Origin of the sequence: Paenibacillus germinis (assembly GCF_013141785.1) — a bacterium.
GTDB lineage: Bacteria > Bacillota > Bacilli > Paenibacillales > NBRC-103111 > Paenibacillus_E > Paenibacillus_E phytorum.
The window spans coordinates 20,437-36,991 of record NZ_WHOC01000156.1; the positions used below are offsets into that span (position 1 = coordinate 20,437).

Here is a 16,555-nt window from a genome sequence, read left to right on the forward strand (position 1 = left end):
AAATCCGGTGCTTCTTGCCTCTTACCAAGTGATAAACCCTTTGGAACCGACGCCTGGATGCATTATCATATCCATTAACGGTACCGTATAAGCAATCAATATCAGCGCCACCGATAAGCTGATCCACACACTCCAACGATCCAAATAGGCCGGAGTAGCTTCTGCTTGCTCCATCGCTTCGCCGATTGGATACTCTGTCACACCCTTTGGCGCCCGAAGCAGGGCGAAGACATTGTACACCATCAACAATACGCCAATGAATAATATCGTGCCGCCAATAGCCATGAATACATAATAGGGCATCCAACTTGCCGCATCCGCATTTCCCTCATAGGTCGTGAATGCCGTTCTCCGCGGTGCACCGAATAGTCCGACAAGATGCATCGCACCTGACATAAAGAACATGCCTACGCACCAAATGATCGTTTGAATAATCCCAAGCTTGTTCATGCGCTTAGTAAGCACACGTCCCGTTACGGCCGGAAGCAGCCAGTAAGTAATTCCGAAGAACGTGAGCGCTACACTAGTCGCAACCGTCAAGTGAAAGTGCCCTGTAACCCATAACGTATTGTGAACCACTGCGTTCATTTGATTACTTGCATTGATTAGTCCGCCTGCGCCAGCTGGAATAAAGATCAGCATGCCCAGGAATGGAGCGAAGAATCGCACATCTTTCCATGGCATGACTTTTATCCAACCGAACAGCCCTTTGGCACCCTTGGCACGACCATTTAACTCAAAAGTTGCAAATAACGAGAATGCGGTCATCAGCGACGGAACGACCACCATGAAGGTCAAGACTACCTGCAGGTACTTCCAGAATGAGCTAATGCCCGGCTCCATCAATTGATGATGAAAGCCAACCGGAATGGAAAATAGCAGAAGGAGGACAAAGGACAATCTGGCGAGCGCGTCGCTGTAGATTTTGCCTCCGATAATTTTCGGAATAATCACATACCAGCACATATACGCAGGCATCAACCAGAAATACACGAGCGGATGGCCGAAGTACCAGAACAGAGTACGGCTGAGCATCACATTAATCGTTTCCACCCATCCGAAAGACCATGGAATGAGCTGAATCAGCACCTCGGCAGCAACCCCGATGGTAGCAATTTGCCACATAAGGAACGTGATAACCGCCATAAACGCAAACAACGGAGAGATCTTGCCATGATGCGTCTTTTTCCAATACTTCAGTTGATAGAAGATGCCCCACCCGCTAATCCAGCTTCCTACCACCAATAGGGCTAATCCGATGTAAAAGTAGGGAGAAGCCTTCATAGGTGCGTAGAACGTATACAGTACGCTCGCTTTTCCTGTCAAAACCATCACTACCCCGAGGGCTGTTCCCACCGTCATTAAAGCAAATCCCAGCCATCCCATACGGTTAACAATCGGAAGCAGCTTTCCGCCTAACGTGTATGAAATGCCAGAGTATAGAAAGCCTATAATAAAATAGGTCGTAAATACGATCGCCATCAACACGCCATGCGCAGTAAGCAGTTCATAATAACCGATTCCGTATGGTAGCTTAACCGTCCCGCTCTTCACCAGCGTTTGCAGCAGCCCCGCGATCCCTCCGATGAGCAGTGCAAGGAATGCCACGATGATGTGTGCAACGACCAACTTCCCGTCTTTGAGATCGAATTTATTTTCAAACAATTCCAATTGTCCTTTCTTCATGCAGACTTCCACCCTTCTGTGCTTCTTCCCGTCATTTCACGATAATCGTCGTTTTCATATATTCATGCGCTCCACCGCAATATTCGTTGCACAAAATTAGGTACTCGCCTGGTTTCGTAAACGTATGCGTCACTTGGCTAATTTCGCCTGGAACAATCATCATATTTACGTTCGTTCCTGGAATTTCGAATCCGTGGACGACATCCTGGCTCGTTACTACGAACTTAATCGTTGCACCAACAGGCACTTCCATCTTGTCTGGGGCATATCCGAATGTAAAAGCAGTCATCACCGCTTCGTATTCTTTTTCTCCGGTCTTATATAATCCTAGTTTGTCAAAGGGTGCTGTCTCTGCTACTTTCGCGGGATCAATCCGATGATGATGCTCACTTGGCGGTTTTACCCCCATGGCAAACGCAGAAACACCCAATATGCCAAGGAATACGAACAGCATACTAATGCCAATTGCTAGCCAAATTTTCTCCAGTTTATGAATATGCATGGCTTAAACCACCCTTTTCTAATCGTGAAATGAATTACTGAACTACTGTCTGTACAGAAATAATAGAAATACAGCGACCCAGGTTATGGCTAAAAAAGCCCCAAGCAGCATGACCGATGCAAATGTGCCTTTCAATACGGGTTCTTGATCCGCCTTGTTTATTCTTATTTGTTCGGGCTGCTCATTGCTTAACTTTCTAATACTCATATCAGACCCACCTCCAACTTAAAATCTAGCTATCCTAATTCTAGGAGCATTCTGCCGAGGCCACTATGATTTATGTCACATTCCGTATATGAAAAGGGTACAATTCCTTACATCCCCGTCTTCACGGTGTGTTTGAAAGCCTCATAATCTTCCATGGTCTTGATGCTCGAAATGAATTTCAGATCGACACCATTCTTTTGCAAATATTCGTCCCCTAACTCACTCCAGAAAATATGTCCCAGTAAAGCAGAAACCCGAGTTTCACCTTTTTTGAGCAGAGGAAGAATCTTAGTCTTGCATTCTCGATCATAAATCCCATGCAGGGGAACTAAATTGCCCGATACAAGAGGAACTACAGCCTCAATGCCTTCCCGCTTTCTGTTCCACAAAAGTTCGGCAGCTTTGTAAGAAATAAAAGGCATATCACAACCAACAACCCATACCGATGAATGCTTAGCTAACGACAATCCAGCATGCATGCCCCCAAGCGGTCCATAGCCGGTGTGAAAATCCGTAATAATCCGTACCGAACGGTCCAAAATAGGAAGATACGACTTGGGATCGTTCGTTACAACAATGATTTCATCACACAATATCCTCATCCGATCCACTTGGCGAACAATGAGAGGCTGTCCACCAAAAGGAAGTAATGCTTTCAGTTCCCCATTCATTCGACGGTTTGCTCCACCAGCCAAAATGATGCCTGTAAGCATCACCATCACACTCCCTCTATCCCGTTTTGTAGTGAGAAAAAAACACCTACTCTTCTTCAGCGAACTGAGTCAAAGAGTAGGTTCTTTTTGAATATATGAACATCCTTTGTAAATTACCCGCTCCACTGTGCCCACTTATTTATACTTTGGTTTCAAATGGAATCTTTCGATTAGTTTATCAAACCATTTGTGAAGATACGGAAGGATCAGATGGTCAACGCCGAACTTGCCTGCGTTAGCGCCTGCGGCGATGATAAAGAATCCAAGAAGCATTAACCATGGGTTGCTGCTAACCGTTCCGGCGAACATATACATAAAGTTCATTAATAATCCAAAGAATATGGCTGTAGTCGTCAGTGCGCCTAGTATCAGACCCAAACCAACTAGCAATTCCCCCCAAGGAACCATAACATTGAAGACGCCCACATTAGGGAGGGCAAAGCTTTTCAAGAAAGCCACGTAATTCGCGTAAACCATATCCGTAGTTCCCGATTCAAGGACTGGTTTCGCAATTGCTCCTTTCAGATAACCCGCTGCGTCAAATGGCTTTGCTCCGGCGATTTTATGCCATCCCGCTGTCATCCACTCCCAACCAACGTACAAACGAATAATCGTCAACATCATCGCCGCGTAACGATTTCCCCTTAACCACTTCATCATTTGAACCATCTCCTTTTTTCTTTTCTGATTTCATTATATTTCGAAAAACCATGCCGGTATGTGAAATAGATCACACCTACGTACATTGAACATTGACAGTTAGATGCGAAGCAAAAGTATATAATTTATACTTTCTTATCTACTGACAAAGCAAAAGCTGCCCTGGACTAAGCCAATGGCAGCTTTTTGCTTTATGATCCTTCATTTTCACTCAATAGCACCGGTATGTCTCAATGTGAAATTTACACGAACGTTGATTTTTGCATCTCTGAACATGGGGTGCCACTTTGCTTTCGTTAGCTTTGAGTCTCTTACTTTACTCCGATAAACCTCCCCGAACCCCACGGCATCAGATTCATTCGATTGCAGACTCGCGATGAATGTTTCTATTTCCTCCTTCAGTTTTTTTCCAATTTCTTTCTCTAATGCAGGTATAGACTCGGGCTTATCAAAGGAATAAGGAGCCGAAATTTCTTGAAGATCACCGTGTATCGACACCGACACTATAAATTCTGGTACTTTCGTGTCAAGAAGCTTAATTTTACTGCTGCTTTTCACAGTGTCGAACACAATTTTAACCTCTTTATCTGGATGTTTCATGTACTTCGCTAAAAGTTCGGCGTCTGCTACGAGTTCGAAATTCCCCTCCTTCTTCGTATTGAGTAGTACTTTGAGCAGAAATCCTTGCCGCGGCGAAGCTTCATGAACCATGCGGTCATCATGAAACAATGCCAGTCCTTTGATATAAACTTCATTGCCCTTTCGTTTCAACAAAGGCACCACTGGATCTTTGCCTTCACTGTAATAATCACGAAGAAAATCTTGGAGCGTCGGGGAAGGAAGCTCCTCTCTCTCCGAGTTTTGTCTTAAGTTTTCATAGAGATACATGCCAATATTCGATATTTCCCGATAGCGATGCGTTAGAATATGCGAAGCTTCCTCATCGCTAACACAAAGGTAAATCATATCGCCGAGCGTTGGGTCACGGGACAGGGTATCAACCAGATCGATGATCCCTTTGGAGGCAAGCTTTTTGCCGTACATGACGACCCGCACTTGTCCTCCAACCAAGTATTTGCTAAGCTCTCGATTCGAAGAAATGCGCGAACCTTTACTGGTATATGCCGTGCTGGCTACGACCTGCGTCTTTTCTCTGGCGCTCGGATCGATTTTTTGCAAGACCGATGTTGTAAGAATGCGTTCTTTCTCAAGAGAGTCATATCCGATAATAATGCCGAGTGCCAAATTCTCCAAAATGAATGGTTTGACACATCCCGAGAACAAAACGACTGTGCCGAGCAATAGAGATAGACAAAACGGTCTTCTCACGCATTTCACTCCCCGAGAGTAATCCTAGCGTTGAACGGTTCTTTTTTTAAAGGCATGTACGGTTTTCACCAACAGAAAAAGAAGGGGTGGATAAAGAAAGATCACATAGGTCGATACGGAATTCAAGATAGAGTTCATCTTATATATTTGTCCGTGTTTTTGGAATAGAAAGGAGCATGCGAAAAGAATGATACAGAATACGGCTAACGTCCGCTTTTGATTTTGCTGAAAAACACGCTTCATTCCACGTAGGATGACCCATGTAAATAACATTAGATTGCATACTAGGATAAGCATCCAGATCGGAATCGCAATGTATTCGAATCGTTCCAGAAACGGAAAGCGGATGATTTTCAGAAAACTAAAAGTAGCCCAAATCGTTTTTGGCATCTGATTTTGACTATAATAAACGATAGAAATGACCATGAGTAACAAATAAAACAGGTTGCTAAGAAGAACACCTATTTGAGCGTAACGATTAGCGTTTTGTTGATCTCGAATGAACGGGTACAGAAAGAAAATGACCTCGAACCCCGCAAGCGTTAGCGGCATTTTACTCGCTCCTTGTAACAACTGGGAAGGAGATGCTTCCATGATCGGAAGCAAAAAACTCCACTGGGCATGCTTGATCGCCGCATAAAAAAATAGCGTGGTCATGATCCAACAAACAAAACCAAACAGGCACATGCCAATAATCACTCGAATTCCGCCAGTCAGACCATATGCAATTAGCGTAATGAGAAGCAGCATGAGGAGCCATGTTGGGAAATCGGGAAATATCCAGGACTGAACAGTTTCAATATACGTGCGTGAGATCGTCAAGACGTAGAACGCGAAATAGGTCATAAACAGGAGGCTAAGCATCCGTCCTATCCATTTTCCGAATAGTGCATAATGAATACCAAACAAGTCAGCAGAATCATAATGCGCTAGCGTGCGAATCATCAACCAAACGGAAAGATGTGCGGCCAAACCGGCCACAATGACCGAAATCCAAGCATCATGACCCGCTGATTTAAAGATAACTCGCTGGAATCCGAGCACACCCACCCCCAATTGGGCTTTACTGATTACAAAAACAAGTAGGAAAGCTTGAAACATTAAACCTTTCCTCGGTTTATCCGAAATCTCCATTTTTGTCATCACCCGTCTACTCGTCGATGTCTTTCTTCTGCTTCGCTTTATTCTTATTGAACCTTTGCTTATTCGGCGTGCGTGTAAAGGTAGAACGAGCGGAGAGAAGTGGAAAAGGAAGTCGAATAACCGTATCTACCATGTCCCTCCATCGCGGAGGAAAGATCGGATGCATATACGGATGTCCAAGACTCGTTAGACGTAAGAGATGCATGAGTAATAAACAGATCGTGAACACAATGCCGATCCCACCCCAAATTCCAGCAGCAATAATCATCGGAAAGCGAACAAATCGGATACTAATGCCCATTAAGTATATGGGTGTTGTAAACGAAGACAGAGCAGCCAAGGCGACAATCATAATTAAGATGTTGCTCGTAAATCCGGCCTGAACCGCCGCTTGTCCGATAACAATACCTCCCACGATACCCATCGTTTGTCCAACCTTGGTTGGTAGTCTAGCCCCGGCTTCACGTAGAAGTTCAATCGTAATTTCTAGAAATAACGATTCAAATAAAGGTGGAAACGGCACTTTGGAACGCGACTGGGATAGCGGAACAAGCAGACTAGGAGGAATGATCTCATAATGAAACGTTAATGCTGCAACATACGCAGGAGTCAAAAGGATTGAGATGAAGATAGCCAAGAACCTCAATCCTCTAATGAACATCGCTATATTCCAATGCAGGTAATGATCTTCCGGTGATTTGAAAAAATCAAGGAATGTACTCGGTCCTACAATTGCAAAATTGCTGCCATTGACAAGCAGAACGACTTTACCCTCCAATAAGCTAAAGCTGACACGATCGGGTCGTTCGGTTATGATCATTTGAGGAAAAATCGACAAAGAATTATCTTCAATAAGCTGAACCAGAAGGGTGCTCCCGATGACACCGTCTATTTCCAGTTCCGAAATCCGCTGACGCAGCGTATTGACGGTCTGCTCCTCTGCGACATCTTTCAAGTAAAGCAGTTGCACCTGAGTTCTCGTTATTTCACCAATTTCAAATGATTCATTACACAGGTTTTCATGAGCAATAATGCTGCGAACGATACCCAGATTCGTTTCCAACGATTCGGTGAACCCGATCTGAGGCCCGATCACATTCGTTTCGATTTCGGTTATGGATGGAGATCGTTTTGGTTGCTTAGATGTATTGACCAGTATGGCGTCTGTTTGTCCAACTTTATATACCACTGTCCAACCGCGCAGCAGCAAGATAATGACTTGCTCCATTTCACAAGTAAGGTCAGTCTGGCCAATAGGGATTGATTGAGCAAGTCCCTCCATCGAGAATGGTTCTAGCCGGGTTTGCTGTAGTGAGCTGAGTAGTTGATTGTTAACAAGATTTGAGTCAACTAAATTACAGAAATAAATGAGATTAAGGCCATCATTAGCATGTTTGACGATAAGATCCGAGCAATTATGGATCAGGCTTTTTAATGATTCTTCAAAAAGATCAACTGAATTCGGTAATTCCATACATATCACCTTTAACCATAGTATCCATATTTTCTCCATAGTTATGCATGGGAACAACGCACACAGCTTGAGTAAAAAGATTAGTCTAGACCCTAAAATGGCTAATGGCTTCGCCTTATAAAAAGGCGAAGCCATAGCTGTTCTAATTTATTCACATAAACTTTCTCTTTTCAACCTTTTATACCGCTAAAGGTAATTCCGCTAATAAACGTTTTCTGGAGAAAAAAGAACAGGATAATAACGGGTAATGTCATCAAGGTGGACACGGCCATTAATAGGCCCCATTCAGAACCTTTTTGACTTTGGAATTGCTGCAATCCGAGTGAGACCGTATAGGTAGGTTCATTGGTTAAATAGAGCAAGGGACCAATGAAATCGGTCCAACTTCCCATAAATTGAAACAGTGCCACAGCTAAAACGGCGGACTTGGCTAACGGGAACATGATTTGTAGATAAATGCGGAACTCACTAGCGCCGTCTATGCGTGCTGCTTCGCGAAGGGCATCGGGCAGCCCAAGAAAAAACTGCCTTAATAAGAAGATGTAAAACGGTACTCCAAAAAATTGGGGGATAATGAGCGGAAGAGCTGTTCCAACCCAACCTAATTTAGTAAACAAAAGAAAAAGGGGAATCATGGTGACTTGACCGGGAATCATCATAACAGCGAGGGTAACGAAGAACAACACGCCGCGACCGCGCCACTCCAACTTGGCAAAGCTATAGGCAACCAATGGACAGGAGATGATCACACCAATTGTACTAACTATAGTAATAACTGCTGTATTTTTTAGATATGTCCAGAAAGCAATATACTCTACAGCACGGGAATAGTTGCTCCACTGAAAGGGATGCGGAATCCATTCTGGGGGAAATGTAAAGATTTGCGTGAGCGGTTTCAAGGACGTTGAGACCAGCCAAATAAACGGGATAATGAAAAAGAATGAAGCAATAATTAGGCATAAATGAGCTAACGTTCGATTAATTTTTTTAATAGTTAGAGGATTCATTCCTTTATTGCCTCCTTTATTTCCCTTGATAGTGAACCCAACGTTTCGACGATATGAAAATCAATGCAGTTAAGGCCATAACGATAACAAATAAGATCCATGCCATAGCCGAAGCATAGCCCATTTTGAAATATCTAAATCCGTTCTCGTATAAATACATGACGTAAAATGTCATGGAATTTGCTGGAGTTCCTTGCCCTTTGGTCATTGTGTACGGGAGAGTGAACTGTTGAAACGCACCGATTGTTCCCATCACCAGATTGTAGAAAATAACAGGAGTTAGCAAAGGCAGCGTTACTGTTTTCGCTTTCTGAAACCAATTAGCGCCATCGATTTCCGCTGCTTCGTAGTACTCGTCTGGGATGTCCCCTAAGCCAGCAAGGTAGATAACGACAGCATGACCGATACCCCATAACGACATAAGGATGAGAGAGGGTTTAGACCACGATTCACCACCCAACCAAGGGGGCCCATCGATACCTAGGCTTGCTAACATGCCATTCACCAAACCAAAGTTTGGATGCAACAACCACATCCACAGTACGGCCAAAGCCACTTGCGGCACAAGGGTCGGTAAGAAGAAGATCGTTCGATATACAGCCATACCCTTGACCTTCATATTTAGCATCATAGCCAGAGCTACACCGAAAAATATACTTAAAGGAACAAAAAAAACAGCAAAATAGATCGTGTTGTATATGGATTTCCAAAACAAAGGATCATTAAAAAGATCCTTATAATTATTCAGACCGATAAATTCACCAGGCTGCAGGATACTGTAAGTAGTGAAGCTGAAGTAGATGGAGGCGAACATTGGAATTGCATAAAAGCAAATGAGACCTAAAGCCCAAGGTGAAGCAAAGAGCCACCCAATCAAGTTTGTCGTACGAAATGATCTCTTTTTTCTTGCTGCTGTATGTTTTAATACATGAATAGACTCAGCTGGTTTTGCCATGTGCATCCTCCTTCCGAATATCATACATGAATAGGCAAGGAGAGAGAGACTCTCCCTGCCTATAGAGTATCTATTTATTATATTTTTCTAGTGCCTTGTTTACAGTTTCTGTCACTTTATCGAGATTCTCTTTAGGGCTGCCGTTACCGCGAGTGGCCTTTTCCGTTGCGGAAGCTAGTTCATTCCAAAGCAGCTGTCCTTCAGGAATGACCGGACGGTTGTGTGATTTCGGAAGAATATTGACGAATTCTTTCATTATTGGATCGTCTTTGTACCCGAATTTGGCGTTAACCGAATCAATAACCGACATGCCAGACTGGGCGTTCACCAAATATTGCCCCTCTTCTTTACCCAAGAATTCAAGGAACTTCCAAGCGGGTTCAATGTTCTTGGAGCCTTTAGGGATAATAAGGGACATGCCGCCCGACCACGTCGAAAAGTTTGATCCAGTAGGCGTGGGTATCGGTGTAACACCGTAATTCAGGTTCGGCTTAAATTTTTTGATACCGGCTACCGTCCAGTTTCCACTTATCTTCATACTGATTTGACCGGAAATGAATGGATCCATTTCATCCGTACCGGCTGCGCTTGTGAATCCTGCAATGTCCTCGACATTGTATTTTTTACCGAAATCAGTCATCCACTGAAGCGCATCTACAACTTTAGGATCATTCGCAGTGATTTTGCCTGTTGATTTATCTTGGAAGTCTCCCCCAAATGACCATCCCCAGCTGTATAGCCAGCCTTGTGAATACCATGGAATAAAACCGATTCGTTTGAAACGTTTGCCATCCTTGATAGTCAACTTTTCAGAAGCCGCTTCGAGCTCGGCAAGCGTTTTGGGCGGATTGTTGGGGTCGAGCCCAACTTCTTTGAAATGATCCTTATTGTAAAACAGTAAACGTGAGTCCGTACCTAACGGAATGGCATATAACTTGCCTTTATAACTGGACTCGTCCCATGCAAATGGATAATACGAGTCCTTTTTTATTCCAGCTCCAGCAGCCATCGTAGATAGGTCAGTCAATGAACCTTGCGCTGCCCAAGAGCCGACCTTAAACCGGTCGAAATAGGCAATATCTGGAGGGTTGCCACCTGCGACCGCAGTAAGCAGCTTCTGATCGGCGCCCTCATTGGATTCTGTATACACCAATTTGATTTTAATCGTGGGATTTTTCTCTTCAAATGCTTTCACGACTTTATTCATATTGTCCAAATCGATTGAGGTTAGACCGTGCCACATAGTAACAGTTACATTACCTTGTCCGCCTTTATCGTTCGAGGCTGCAGCAGTTGATGGAGTGGTTGAATTACTGCCTCCCGTAGTTGGCGTAGTTGATGAACATGCGGTTGCAAGAACTGAAATAGTGAGAACAGATACCAGTGTTGGAAATACGAGTTTTTTGGATTTTCTCATACATAAATCCCCCTTAAGGTAAGTTTTGTTATTCAACTTCACTTCCTGTAAACCTAGCTCACCTCCTATAAAATTCAGCTTAACATGACATCAAAAGTCAATTGATATCACACACAATTATGTATGCGTTTACATTGTTGCGAAAATATGATTTTGAATCCTTGGGAGGAGCCGGTCCACCTCATTTCCATTAAATAGTATGTTTATGTATACTAAGTATATTAATATCGCCACGCATAACATGTCAACTTCAATATCGCGACATGCTTGTCCAAAAATTGACCTATTCCAGACTTTTTTTGAAGAGATATTGCTCGCATAAGGCAAGCCAAACAAAAAAACATGGCTTTACCATGTTTTTTTCAATCGCTATTTAATTACCGTTACCGGCTATTTAATGATGATCCGATGTTCGATAATTCGCTGTTCGGGGACAGCTTCTCCGAATAACTGCGAGACGAGCAAGTCCACCGCTTCTTCGCCCATCCGCCTCTCGTCTTGTTGAATGTGAGTGAATATCGGCTTTCCTAGGTAATCGTTGAGTGAATCGAAGCAAACGATCTCGTATTCGTCCAGTGATTTCCCCAACGAATCGATGACCTGAGCCAGCATGGTTGCGACCAGAAACTCCGAGGCGACAAATGCCTTTACATCGGGGTATTGTTCCAAAAAGCGCTGAATCGTCTCTTTGTCACTATCGATTGCAGTTCCGTCCAGGTTCATAGGGAGGGTCCCCTTTAAATTCGTCAAACAATAGTCCTGATTTAGCTTTAATCCCTCTTGAGTAAAAGCCAAGGTATACCCCAGCAGCCTTTCCTCCAAAGTTGATGTGTTTTCCTCCGGTGGAGACAAGAAGGCGATTTTATCGTGGCCTCTCCCAATCAGATGAATCGTAAGATCCTGGGCGGCTTTCTTATTGTCCGTGTAAACGGAGCAAACCGGAATTCCTTTTAGGTATCTATCGACGAATACAACGGGAAACTTGTCCAATACGAGGCGAAGCAGTTCAGCATTATAATGTTGTCCGTGGATGGGAGTCACGATTAAGCCCTTGATGCCTAGACGAACAAACAGTTGGATTGCACGTTCTTCTTCGTCCCTGCTCCCACGAGTTCGCTTGATGATCAGATCATATTTGTGCTCAGTGCTCTGCTTTTCTATCGATCGAAGCAGTTGTAGGCCGAATTCGTCGGAAAAATTCGAAATAATAAACCCGATCAACGGTCTTTCTTTTTCATCGGATTCCAGATTCGTTATTTCCTCCGAATGACGTTTGTGCTCCAATCCCCCTCTGATACCATCAGCAACAAACGAGCCCTTGCCCTGAATGCGTTTGATGACCCCCGCTTCCGCCAATTTCTCCAGCGCTTTTTTGGAAGTAATACGGCTGACGCCAAACCGTTCGGCCAGTTCTTTTTCGGAAGATACACGATCTCCTGCCTTCAATTGTCCCTCTTTAATCTCATGAAGGATATGCTTATAAAGCTGTTCATATAAATGTCCTTCCATCCAATTCACCCTAACACCTTTGTAGTTAATATACTAAGTATATCATTTCATATGTGATTTTCAATATAAAAAAGAAAGTCCCGATGAATGTGTTTCTTCATCGGGACTTTCTTTCAGATGTCATTTTCTCTACTTTACGGCTTTCTCACAGGAGAATACCCTTTTAATGGGCTTACTTCGAGTAATTAACCGTTGGATTCACACAAGTTGGAAGCGGTTGTCTACCAAGACCTGCTAATAAATTATCCACAGCTAAATGTGCCATGCGGTTTCTCGTTTCGTAAGTTGCACTACCTACATGCGGGGTTATTAATATATTCGGAAGGCTGAGTAATCGATGGTCTCCCGCAATGGGTTCTGGATCGGTCACATCTAAGGCGGCGTATGCAATTTGTTTACTTTTCAATGCTTCGTAAAGAGCCTCGGTATTCACGATAGGCCCGCGTGCCGCATTAATAAAATAGGCCGATGGCTTCATCTGCGCAAACTCCTCAGCTCCAAACATTCCCCGGCTTTGATTCGATAAAGGAACGAGGGTAATGATAAAGTCAGACTCTTGCAGCAAGTCCCTAAAGTCAACATATCTCGCTTCGAGTACATGATCATCCATACGCTTTGTCCGGTTATAGTAAATAATGTTTAGCCCACACGCCTTAGCTCTTCTAGCTACAGCACAGCCGATATCTCCCATGCCTACGATACCGAGAGTTTTCCCATACAAATCTACACCGAAAGGAATGTTGTTAGTACTTGCCCATTTGCCTGATTTGACAAAATCCCAACATTCATGAATTCGGCGAGCTGCGCTCAGTAGTAACGCAAAGGTTAAATCTGCCGTTGTTTCGACAAGCACGCCAGGTGTGTTTCCAAAGGGAACTCCCCTCCTCGTGCAAGCATCTATGTCAATATTGTCGTACCCTACCGATGATTGTGCTACGACTCTTATTTGCGGAGCATTAGCCAACAAATCTTCATCTACCTTTACATCACCTGTGCTGAATAGACCCTCTGCATCTTTTAACCATTCGAATAATAATGTCCGTGGGATCGGTTCAGTTTCTTTCCAAACCTTTACCTCACAATGCTGTTCAATTCTTTCCATGGCAGCAGGCCATGTTTCTTTGGTTAATACCACCTTAGATTTCGCCATAAAGGTTTTTCCCCTTCCAATTATGCAAATATACCAATCCCTCCCCGGATCAGGAGTTATCGGTATACTACATTTCGCTATTTTTCCGCAGCATTCACCGCTTGAATTAATCTAAATAATTGCTTGGTTGTACTTCTAAGATGATATCGCGTTTCAATAGGATCCATGGCTTGTTCAAGAGACATAGGAGCGCTGATTATGGAATGAAAAGAAGTAACACCTAGATCGTTCAGTACCGAGGCTTCTTTGGTAACTCCTCCGGCTAACGCAATAACAGGAATGCCTTGGGCTTGCGCAAGCGCAGCAACTCCCAATGGAGCCTTGCCCATCGACGTTTGTCCATCAAGCTTCCCTTCTCCTGTTATCACGAAATCAGCCCCCTCCATGCTCTCCTTTAATCCGATCTTGTCCAGTACTAGCCCAACACCAGATTGCATCTCCGCCTTCAAAAAAGCAGCAAATGCCGCTCCAAGTCCACCCGCCGCACCCGCTCCAGGGATGTCTTGAAGGTTAACACCAAGTTCCCTCTGGACAACACCGGCAAACAGGTATAAGCCATGATCCAGCTCCTCCACCATTGCGGGACTCGCTCCTTTTTGAGGGGCAAACACGTAAGCCGCTCCGTTAGGTCCGTACAGCGGATTATTAACGTCGCAGGCAATCTTAAACTCACATTGTCTTAATTCTGGACGGACATGGGCCGAATCAACATGATGAATCTTGCCTAGGGCATTCCCGCCTGGACCAACATCATTGCCCTCTTGGTCCTTGAAACGGTAGCCTAAAGCCTGAAGCATTCCCACACCCGCATCGTTCGTCGCACTTCCGCCGAGTCCAATGATAAATTCACGGCAGCCTTGCCCTATCGCATGTGCGATGAGCTCGCCGACTCCATGGGTTGTTGTAAGCATCGGATTCCTGCTTGCCTCAGGCACTAGCGGCAATCCACAGGCAGCCGCTACCTCTATAACGGCTGTTTTTCCGTTACCTGTTATTCCATAGGTTGCCTGAACCGGCTCCTTAAGTGGGCCTGTAACCTTAACAGATTGAAGCTGCCCGCCTGTTCCATATACAAGCGCTTCTACCGTTCCTTCACCGCCATCAGCTATAGGGAAACTTACAATATCCGCATTAGGGTAAACCTCTTTAATGCCTATAGCGATCTCTCTGCTTCCTTCCATCGATGAAACGCTGCCCTTAAAAGAATCGATAGCTATGACCACCTTCATTGGCTTGGCCCCCCTTGCTTCGTTCACATTACTATTAGTTTACACAAACTTTGGCAGCCAGTCACCATGAGCCTTGATCAGATCATCACACATAGCTACGATATCATCCATCGATAGTTCCGCTCTGCCTGCACCTAGAAAAGTAATCTTTGACATGAACCTTGCCTCCCTATGTTGTCGGCAGCCTTCTTCTGAGGTCTATTGAACTATAGTTCTTCGTTAGAGTTGAATATCATTAAACAAAAATGTTACATGAGTGTTTTGGTCATTATAAAATCTCTTTGTTCTTCATCACCCAAATAGAAGGAGTGGACTCCTGTTTGAACAAAACCCATTTTATTATAAAAGGCAATTGCGTTTTCATTTTTTTCCCATACGCCTAGCCAAATTTCCTTTTTATTACGTCCCTTTGCAATTTCCATAGCTTTATTTAGCAGATATTTGCCAAGCCCCTGTTTTTGAAATTTGCTTTTTATATAAATCCGCTCAATTTCAAGTGATTTATCATCCATTTTTTCAGACTGCGCATCATTGGTGTTGACCTTTAAATATCCAGCAACTTCATTGTTTAAATAAACAAAAAAGAATTGAGAGAAAATATTCGATAATTCTTTTTCTATTTGTTTTAAGCTAAATGCCCTTTCCAAATAGGCATTTATATTTTCGGGTGAATTTTGATGCTTAAATGTCTCATTAAATGTTTCACAACTAATTTCTTGAAGAGTTCGTGAATCTTCAAGAGTACACTTTTTTAAATTTACAGTCATTTAAATATGCCACTCCCTTTTATAATATCAATAATTTCTCTGTTTTCCCTTTTTTACAAATTCCCAGTCTTTTTCTATATTTATTCTTACTCTTTGAAGAAGATTGAAAATGGTTTCTGCTTCTCTTTCGGAAAATCCCTCTAATGCAACGCTATTTGAATAATCATTTTCTCTTCTTATTAAGGGATAAACATTTATCCCTTTCTCTGTTGGAAAGAGCTTTTTAATTTTTTTGTTATGATTATCGTCTTTCTTCTCGATAAAACCACTAATTTCAAGTTTACTTATAGCACGTGCTGCTGTTGTTCGATCTACTTTTATCATCTCTGCTAATTTTTCTTGAATGATTCCTGGGTTTTCACAAATTCGAACAAGGTACAAATATTGCCCTTTTGTGAGGTCATATTCTTTAAATTCTATATTACTTATAGAATCTAATGCCCTTGCTATCATTCCGATTTCACGAAGGATTTCTTTCATAACTAGCTCCTTACAGTATCTTTTTTTGTTGTAAATGCAACATAAATTCATATCGAGTCTACCCTATTTTTGTTGTATTTGCAACAAAAAACTGAGATTTACACTTGAATAATTTTGTTTAATCCTATCAACTATCCTGCCCGTTAACGTATGGAGGCTGCCGTTTGTGCCGGCAGCCTCGGTTAGTTCTGTATTAAACTATCGTTTCCCGTTAGTTTAACGTCCTGACTTCTGTTTATGCTAATCACCGTAATTAGATTAAAAGAAAATCACATATCCTTTGGTACAAATATCCCCAATAATTTACCGTTTAACCTATCGAACTCT

At 43.2% G+C, this 16,555-nt stretch carries 16 protein-coding genes; all 16 read right to left on the reverse strand.

The annotated features are described in order from the left end of the window. Window positions 1-21: 21 nt before the first annotated feature. The 16 genes from GC102_RS29085 to GC102_RS29160 all read right to left on the reverse strand — a co-directional run bounded on the left by GC102_RS29085 (window position 22) and on the right by GC102_RS29160 (window position 16,228). The gene (locus GC102_RS29085) at window positions 22-1,686 is read right to left on the reverse strand and encodes a b(o/a)3-type cytochrome-c oxidase subunit 1 (protein WP_171692615.1); all 1,665 of its coding nucleotides are present in this window, start codon (window positions 1,684-1,686) and stop codon (window positions 22-24) included. A gap of 31 nt (window positions 1,687-1,717) precedes the next feature. Then, complete coding sequence (locus GC102_RS29090) at window positions 1,718-2,188, reverse strand: cytochrome c oxidase subunit II (RefSeq protein ID WP_171692616.1); 471 nt, start codon at window positions 2,186-2,188, stop codon at window positions 1,718-1,720. Window positions 2,189-2,230: 42 nt separating this feature from the next. Next, window positions 2,231-2,395: a cytochrome c oxidase subunit 2A gene (locus tag GC102_RS29095; RefSeq protein WP_171692617.1), complete on the reverse strand. Its 165-nt coding sequence runs from the start codon at window positions 2,393-2,395 to the stop codon at window positions 2,231-2,233. A gap of 107 nt (window positions 2,396-2,502) precedes the next feature. Beyond that, complete coding sequence (mobA, locus tag GC102_RS29100; RefSeq protein ID WP_171692618.1) at window positions 2,503-3,108, reverse strand: molybdenum cofactor guanylyltransferase; 606 nt, start codon at window positions 3,106-3,108, stop codon at window positions 2,503-2,505. A 135-nt stretch (window positions 3,109-3,243) separates the two neighbouring features. Continuing rightward, a complete protein-coding gene (locus tag GC102_RS29105; protein ID WP_171692619.1) occupies window positions 3,244-3,768 on the reverse strand; it encodes a DoxX family membrane protein in 525 nt (174 codons plus the stop codon). A 207-nt stretch (window positions 3,769-3,975) separates the two neighbouring features. After that, on the reverse strand, window positions 3,976-5,097 hold the full coding sequence (locus GC102_RS29110; RefSeq protein WP_171692620.1) for a Ger(x)C family spore germination protein: 1,122 nt from the start codon (window positions 5,095-5,097) through the stop codon (window positions 3,976-3,978). Window positions 5,098-5,121: 24 nt separating this feature from the next. Beyond that, entirely contained in the window at window positions 5,122-6,240 is a 1,119-nt protein-coding gene (locus GC102_RS29115; RefSeq protein ID WP_171692621.1) for a GerAB/ArcD/ProY family transporter, read from the reverse strand. A 7-nt stretch (window positions 6,241-6,247) separates the two neighbouring features. Further along, entirely contained in the window at window positions 6,248-7,714 is a 1,467-nt protein-coding gene (locus tag GC102_RS29120; protein WP_171692622.1) for a spore germination protein, read from the reverse strand. Between the two features lie 170 nt (window positions 7,715-7,884). After that, on the reverse strand, window positions 7,885-8,721 hold the full coding sequence (locus GC102_RS29125; protein ID WP_171692623.1) for a carbohydrate ABC transporter permease: 837 nt from the start codon (window positions 8,719-8,721) through the stop codon (window positions 7,885-7,887). 16 nt (window positions 8,722-8,737) lie between these two features. Continuing rightward, complete coding sequence (locus tag GC102_RS29130) at window positions 8,738-9,676, reverse strand: carbohydrate ABC transporter permease (protein ID WP_171644926.1); 939 nt, start codon at window positions 9,674-9,676, stop codon at window positions 8,738-8,740. 70 nt (window positions 9,677-9,746) lie between these two features. Beyond that, window positions 9,747-11,093 (reverse strand): ABC transporter substrate-binding protein, encoded by a 1,347-nt coding sequence (locus GC102_RS29135; RefSeq protein WP_171692624.1) that lies wholly within the window; start codon window positions 11,091-11,093, stop codon window positions 9,747-9,749. Between the two features lie 390 nt (window positions 11,094-11,483). Continuing rightward, window positions 11,484-12,602: a GntR family transcriptional regulator gene (locus GC102_RS29140; RefSeq protein ID WP_171692625.1), complete on the reverse strand. Its 1,119-nt coding sequence runs from the start codon at window positions 12,600-12,602 to the stop codon at window positions 11,484-11,486. 172 nt (window positions 12,603-12,774) lie between these two features. Further along, on the reverse strand, window positions 12,775-13,752 hold the full coding sequence (locus GC102_RS29145; RefSeq protein WP_171692626.1) for a 2-hydroxyacid dehydrogenase: 978 nt from the start codon (window positions 13,750-13,752) through the stop codon (window positions 12,775-12,777). 77 nt (window positions 13,753-13,829) lie between these two features. Beyond that, on the reverse strand, window positions 13,830-14,981 hold the full coding sequence (locus tag GC102_RS29150; RefSeq protein ID WP_171692627.1) for a glycerate kinase: 1,152 nt from the start codon (window positions 14,979-14,981) through the stop codon (window positions 13,830-13,832). Window positions 14,982-15,229: 248 nt separating this feature from the next. After that, window positions 15,230-15,748 carry a spermidine/spermine N(1)-acetyltransferase gene (paiA, locus tag GC102_RS29155; RefSeq protein WP_171692628.1) on the reverse strand — a complete coding sequence of 173 codons (519 nt, stop codon included), beginning with the start codon at window positions 15,746-15,748 and terminating at the stop codon, window positions 15,230-15,232. Window positions 15,749-15,775: 27 nt separating this feature from the next. After that, window positions 15,776-16,228, reverse strand: coding sequence for a MarR family winged helix-turn-helix transcriptional regulator (locus GC102_RS29160; protein WP_171692629.1), 453 nt, complete (start codon window positions 16,226-16,228; stop codon window positions 15,776-15,778). Between the last annotated feature and the right edge of the window lie 327 nt (window positions 16,229-16,555).

What these genes read in the sequence shown, in the direction of transcription:
- paiA (WP_171692628.1), bottom strand. Translation starts at nt 15,748, where the DNA reads ATGACTGTAAATTTAAAAAAGTGTACTCTTGAAGATTCACGAACTCTT.
- GC102_RS29085 (WP_171692615.1), bottom strand. Translation starts at nt 1,686, where the DNA reads ATGAAGAAAGGACAATTGGAATTGTTTGAAAATAAATTCGATCTCAAA.
- mobA (WP_171692618.1), bottom strand. Translation starts at nt 3,108, where the DNA reads ATGCTTACAGGCATCATTTTGGCTGGTGGAGCAAACCGTCGAATGAAT.
- GC102_RS29120 (WP_171692622.1), bottom strand. Translation starts at nt 7,714, where the DNA reads ATGGAATTACCGAATTCAGTTGATCTTTTTGAAGAATCATTAAAAAGC.
- GC102_RS29095 (WP_171692617.1), bottom strand. Translation starts at nt 2,395, where the DNA reads ATGAGTATTAGAAAGTTAAGCAATGAGCAGCCCGAACAAATAAGAATA.
- GC102_RS29130 (WP_171644926.1), bottom strand. Translation starts at nt 9,676, where the DNA reads ATGGCAAAACCAGCTGAGTCTATTCATGTATTAAAACATACAGCAGCA.
- GC102_RS29140 (WP_171692625.1), bottom strand. Translation starts at nt 12,602, where the DNA reads ATGGAAGGACATTTATATGAACAGCTTTATAAGCATATCCTTCATGAG.
- GC102_RS29105 (WP_171692619.1), bottom strand. Translation starts at nt 3,768, where the DNA reads ATGATGAAGTGGTTAAGGGGAAATCGTTACGCGGCGATGATGTTGACG.
- GC102_RS29160 (WP_171692629.1), bottom strand. Translation starts at nt 16,228, where the DNA reads ATGAAAGAAATCCTTCGTGAAATCGGAATGATAGCAAGGGCATTAGAT.
- GC102_RS29115 (WP_171692621.1), bottom strand. Translation starts at nt 6,240, where the DNA reads ATGACAAAAATGGAGATTTCGGATAAACCGAGGAAAGGTTTAATGTTT.
- GC102_RS29125 (WP_171692623.1), bottom strand. Translation starts at nt 8,721, where the DNA reads ATGAATCCTCTAACTATTAAAAAAATTAATCGAACGTTAGCTCATTTA.
- GC102_RS29135 (WP_171692624.1), bottom strand. Translation starts at nt 11,093, where the DNA reads ATGAGAAAATCCAAAAAACTCGTATTTCCAACACTGGTATCTGTTCTC.
- GC102_RS29145 (WP_171692626.1), bottom strand. Translation starts at nt 13,752, where the DNA reads ATGGCGAAATCTAAGGTGGTATTAACCAAAGAAACATGGCCTGCTGCC.
- GC102_RS29150 (WP_171692627.1), bottom strand. Translation starts at nt 14,981, where the DNA reads ATGAAGGTGGTCATAGCTATCGATTCTTTTAAGGGCAGCGTTTCATCG.
- GC102_RS29090 (WP_171692616.1), bottom strand. Translation starts at nt 2,188, where the DNA reads ATGCATATTCATAAACTGGAGAAAATTTGGCTAGCAATTGGCATTAGT.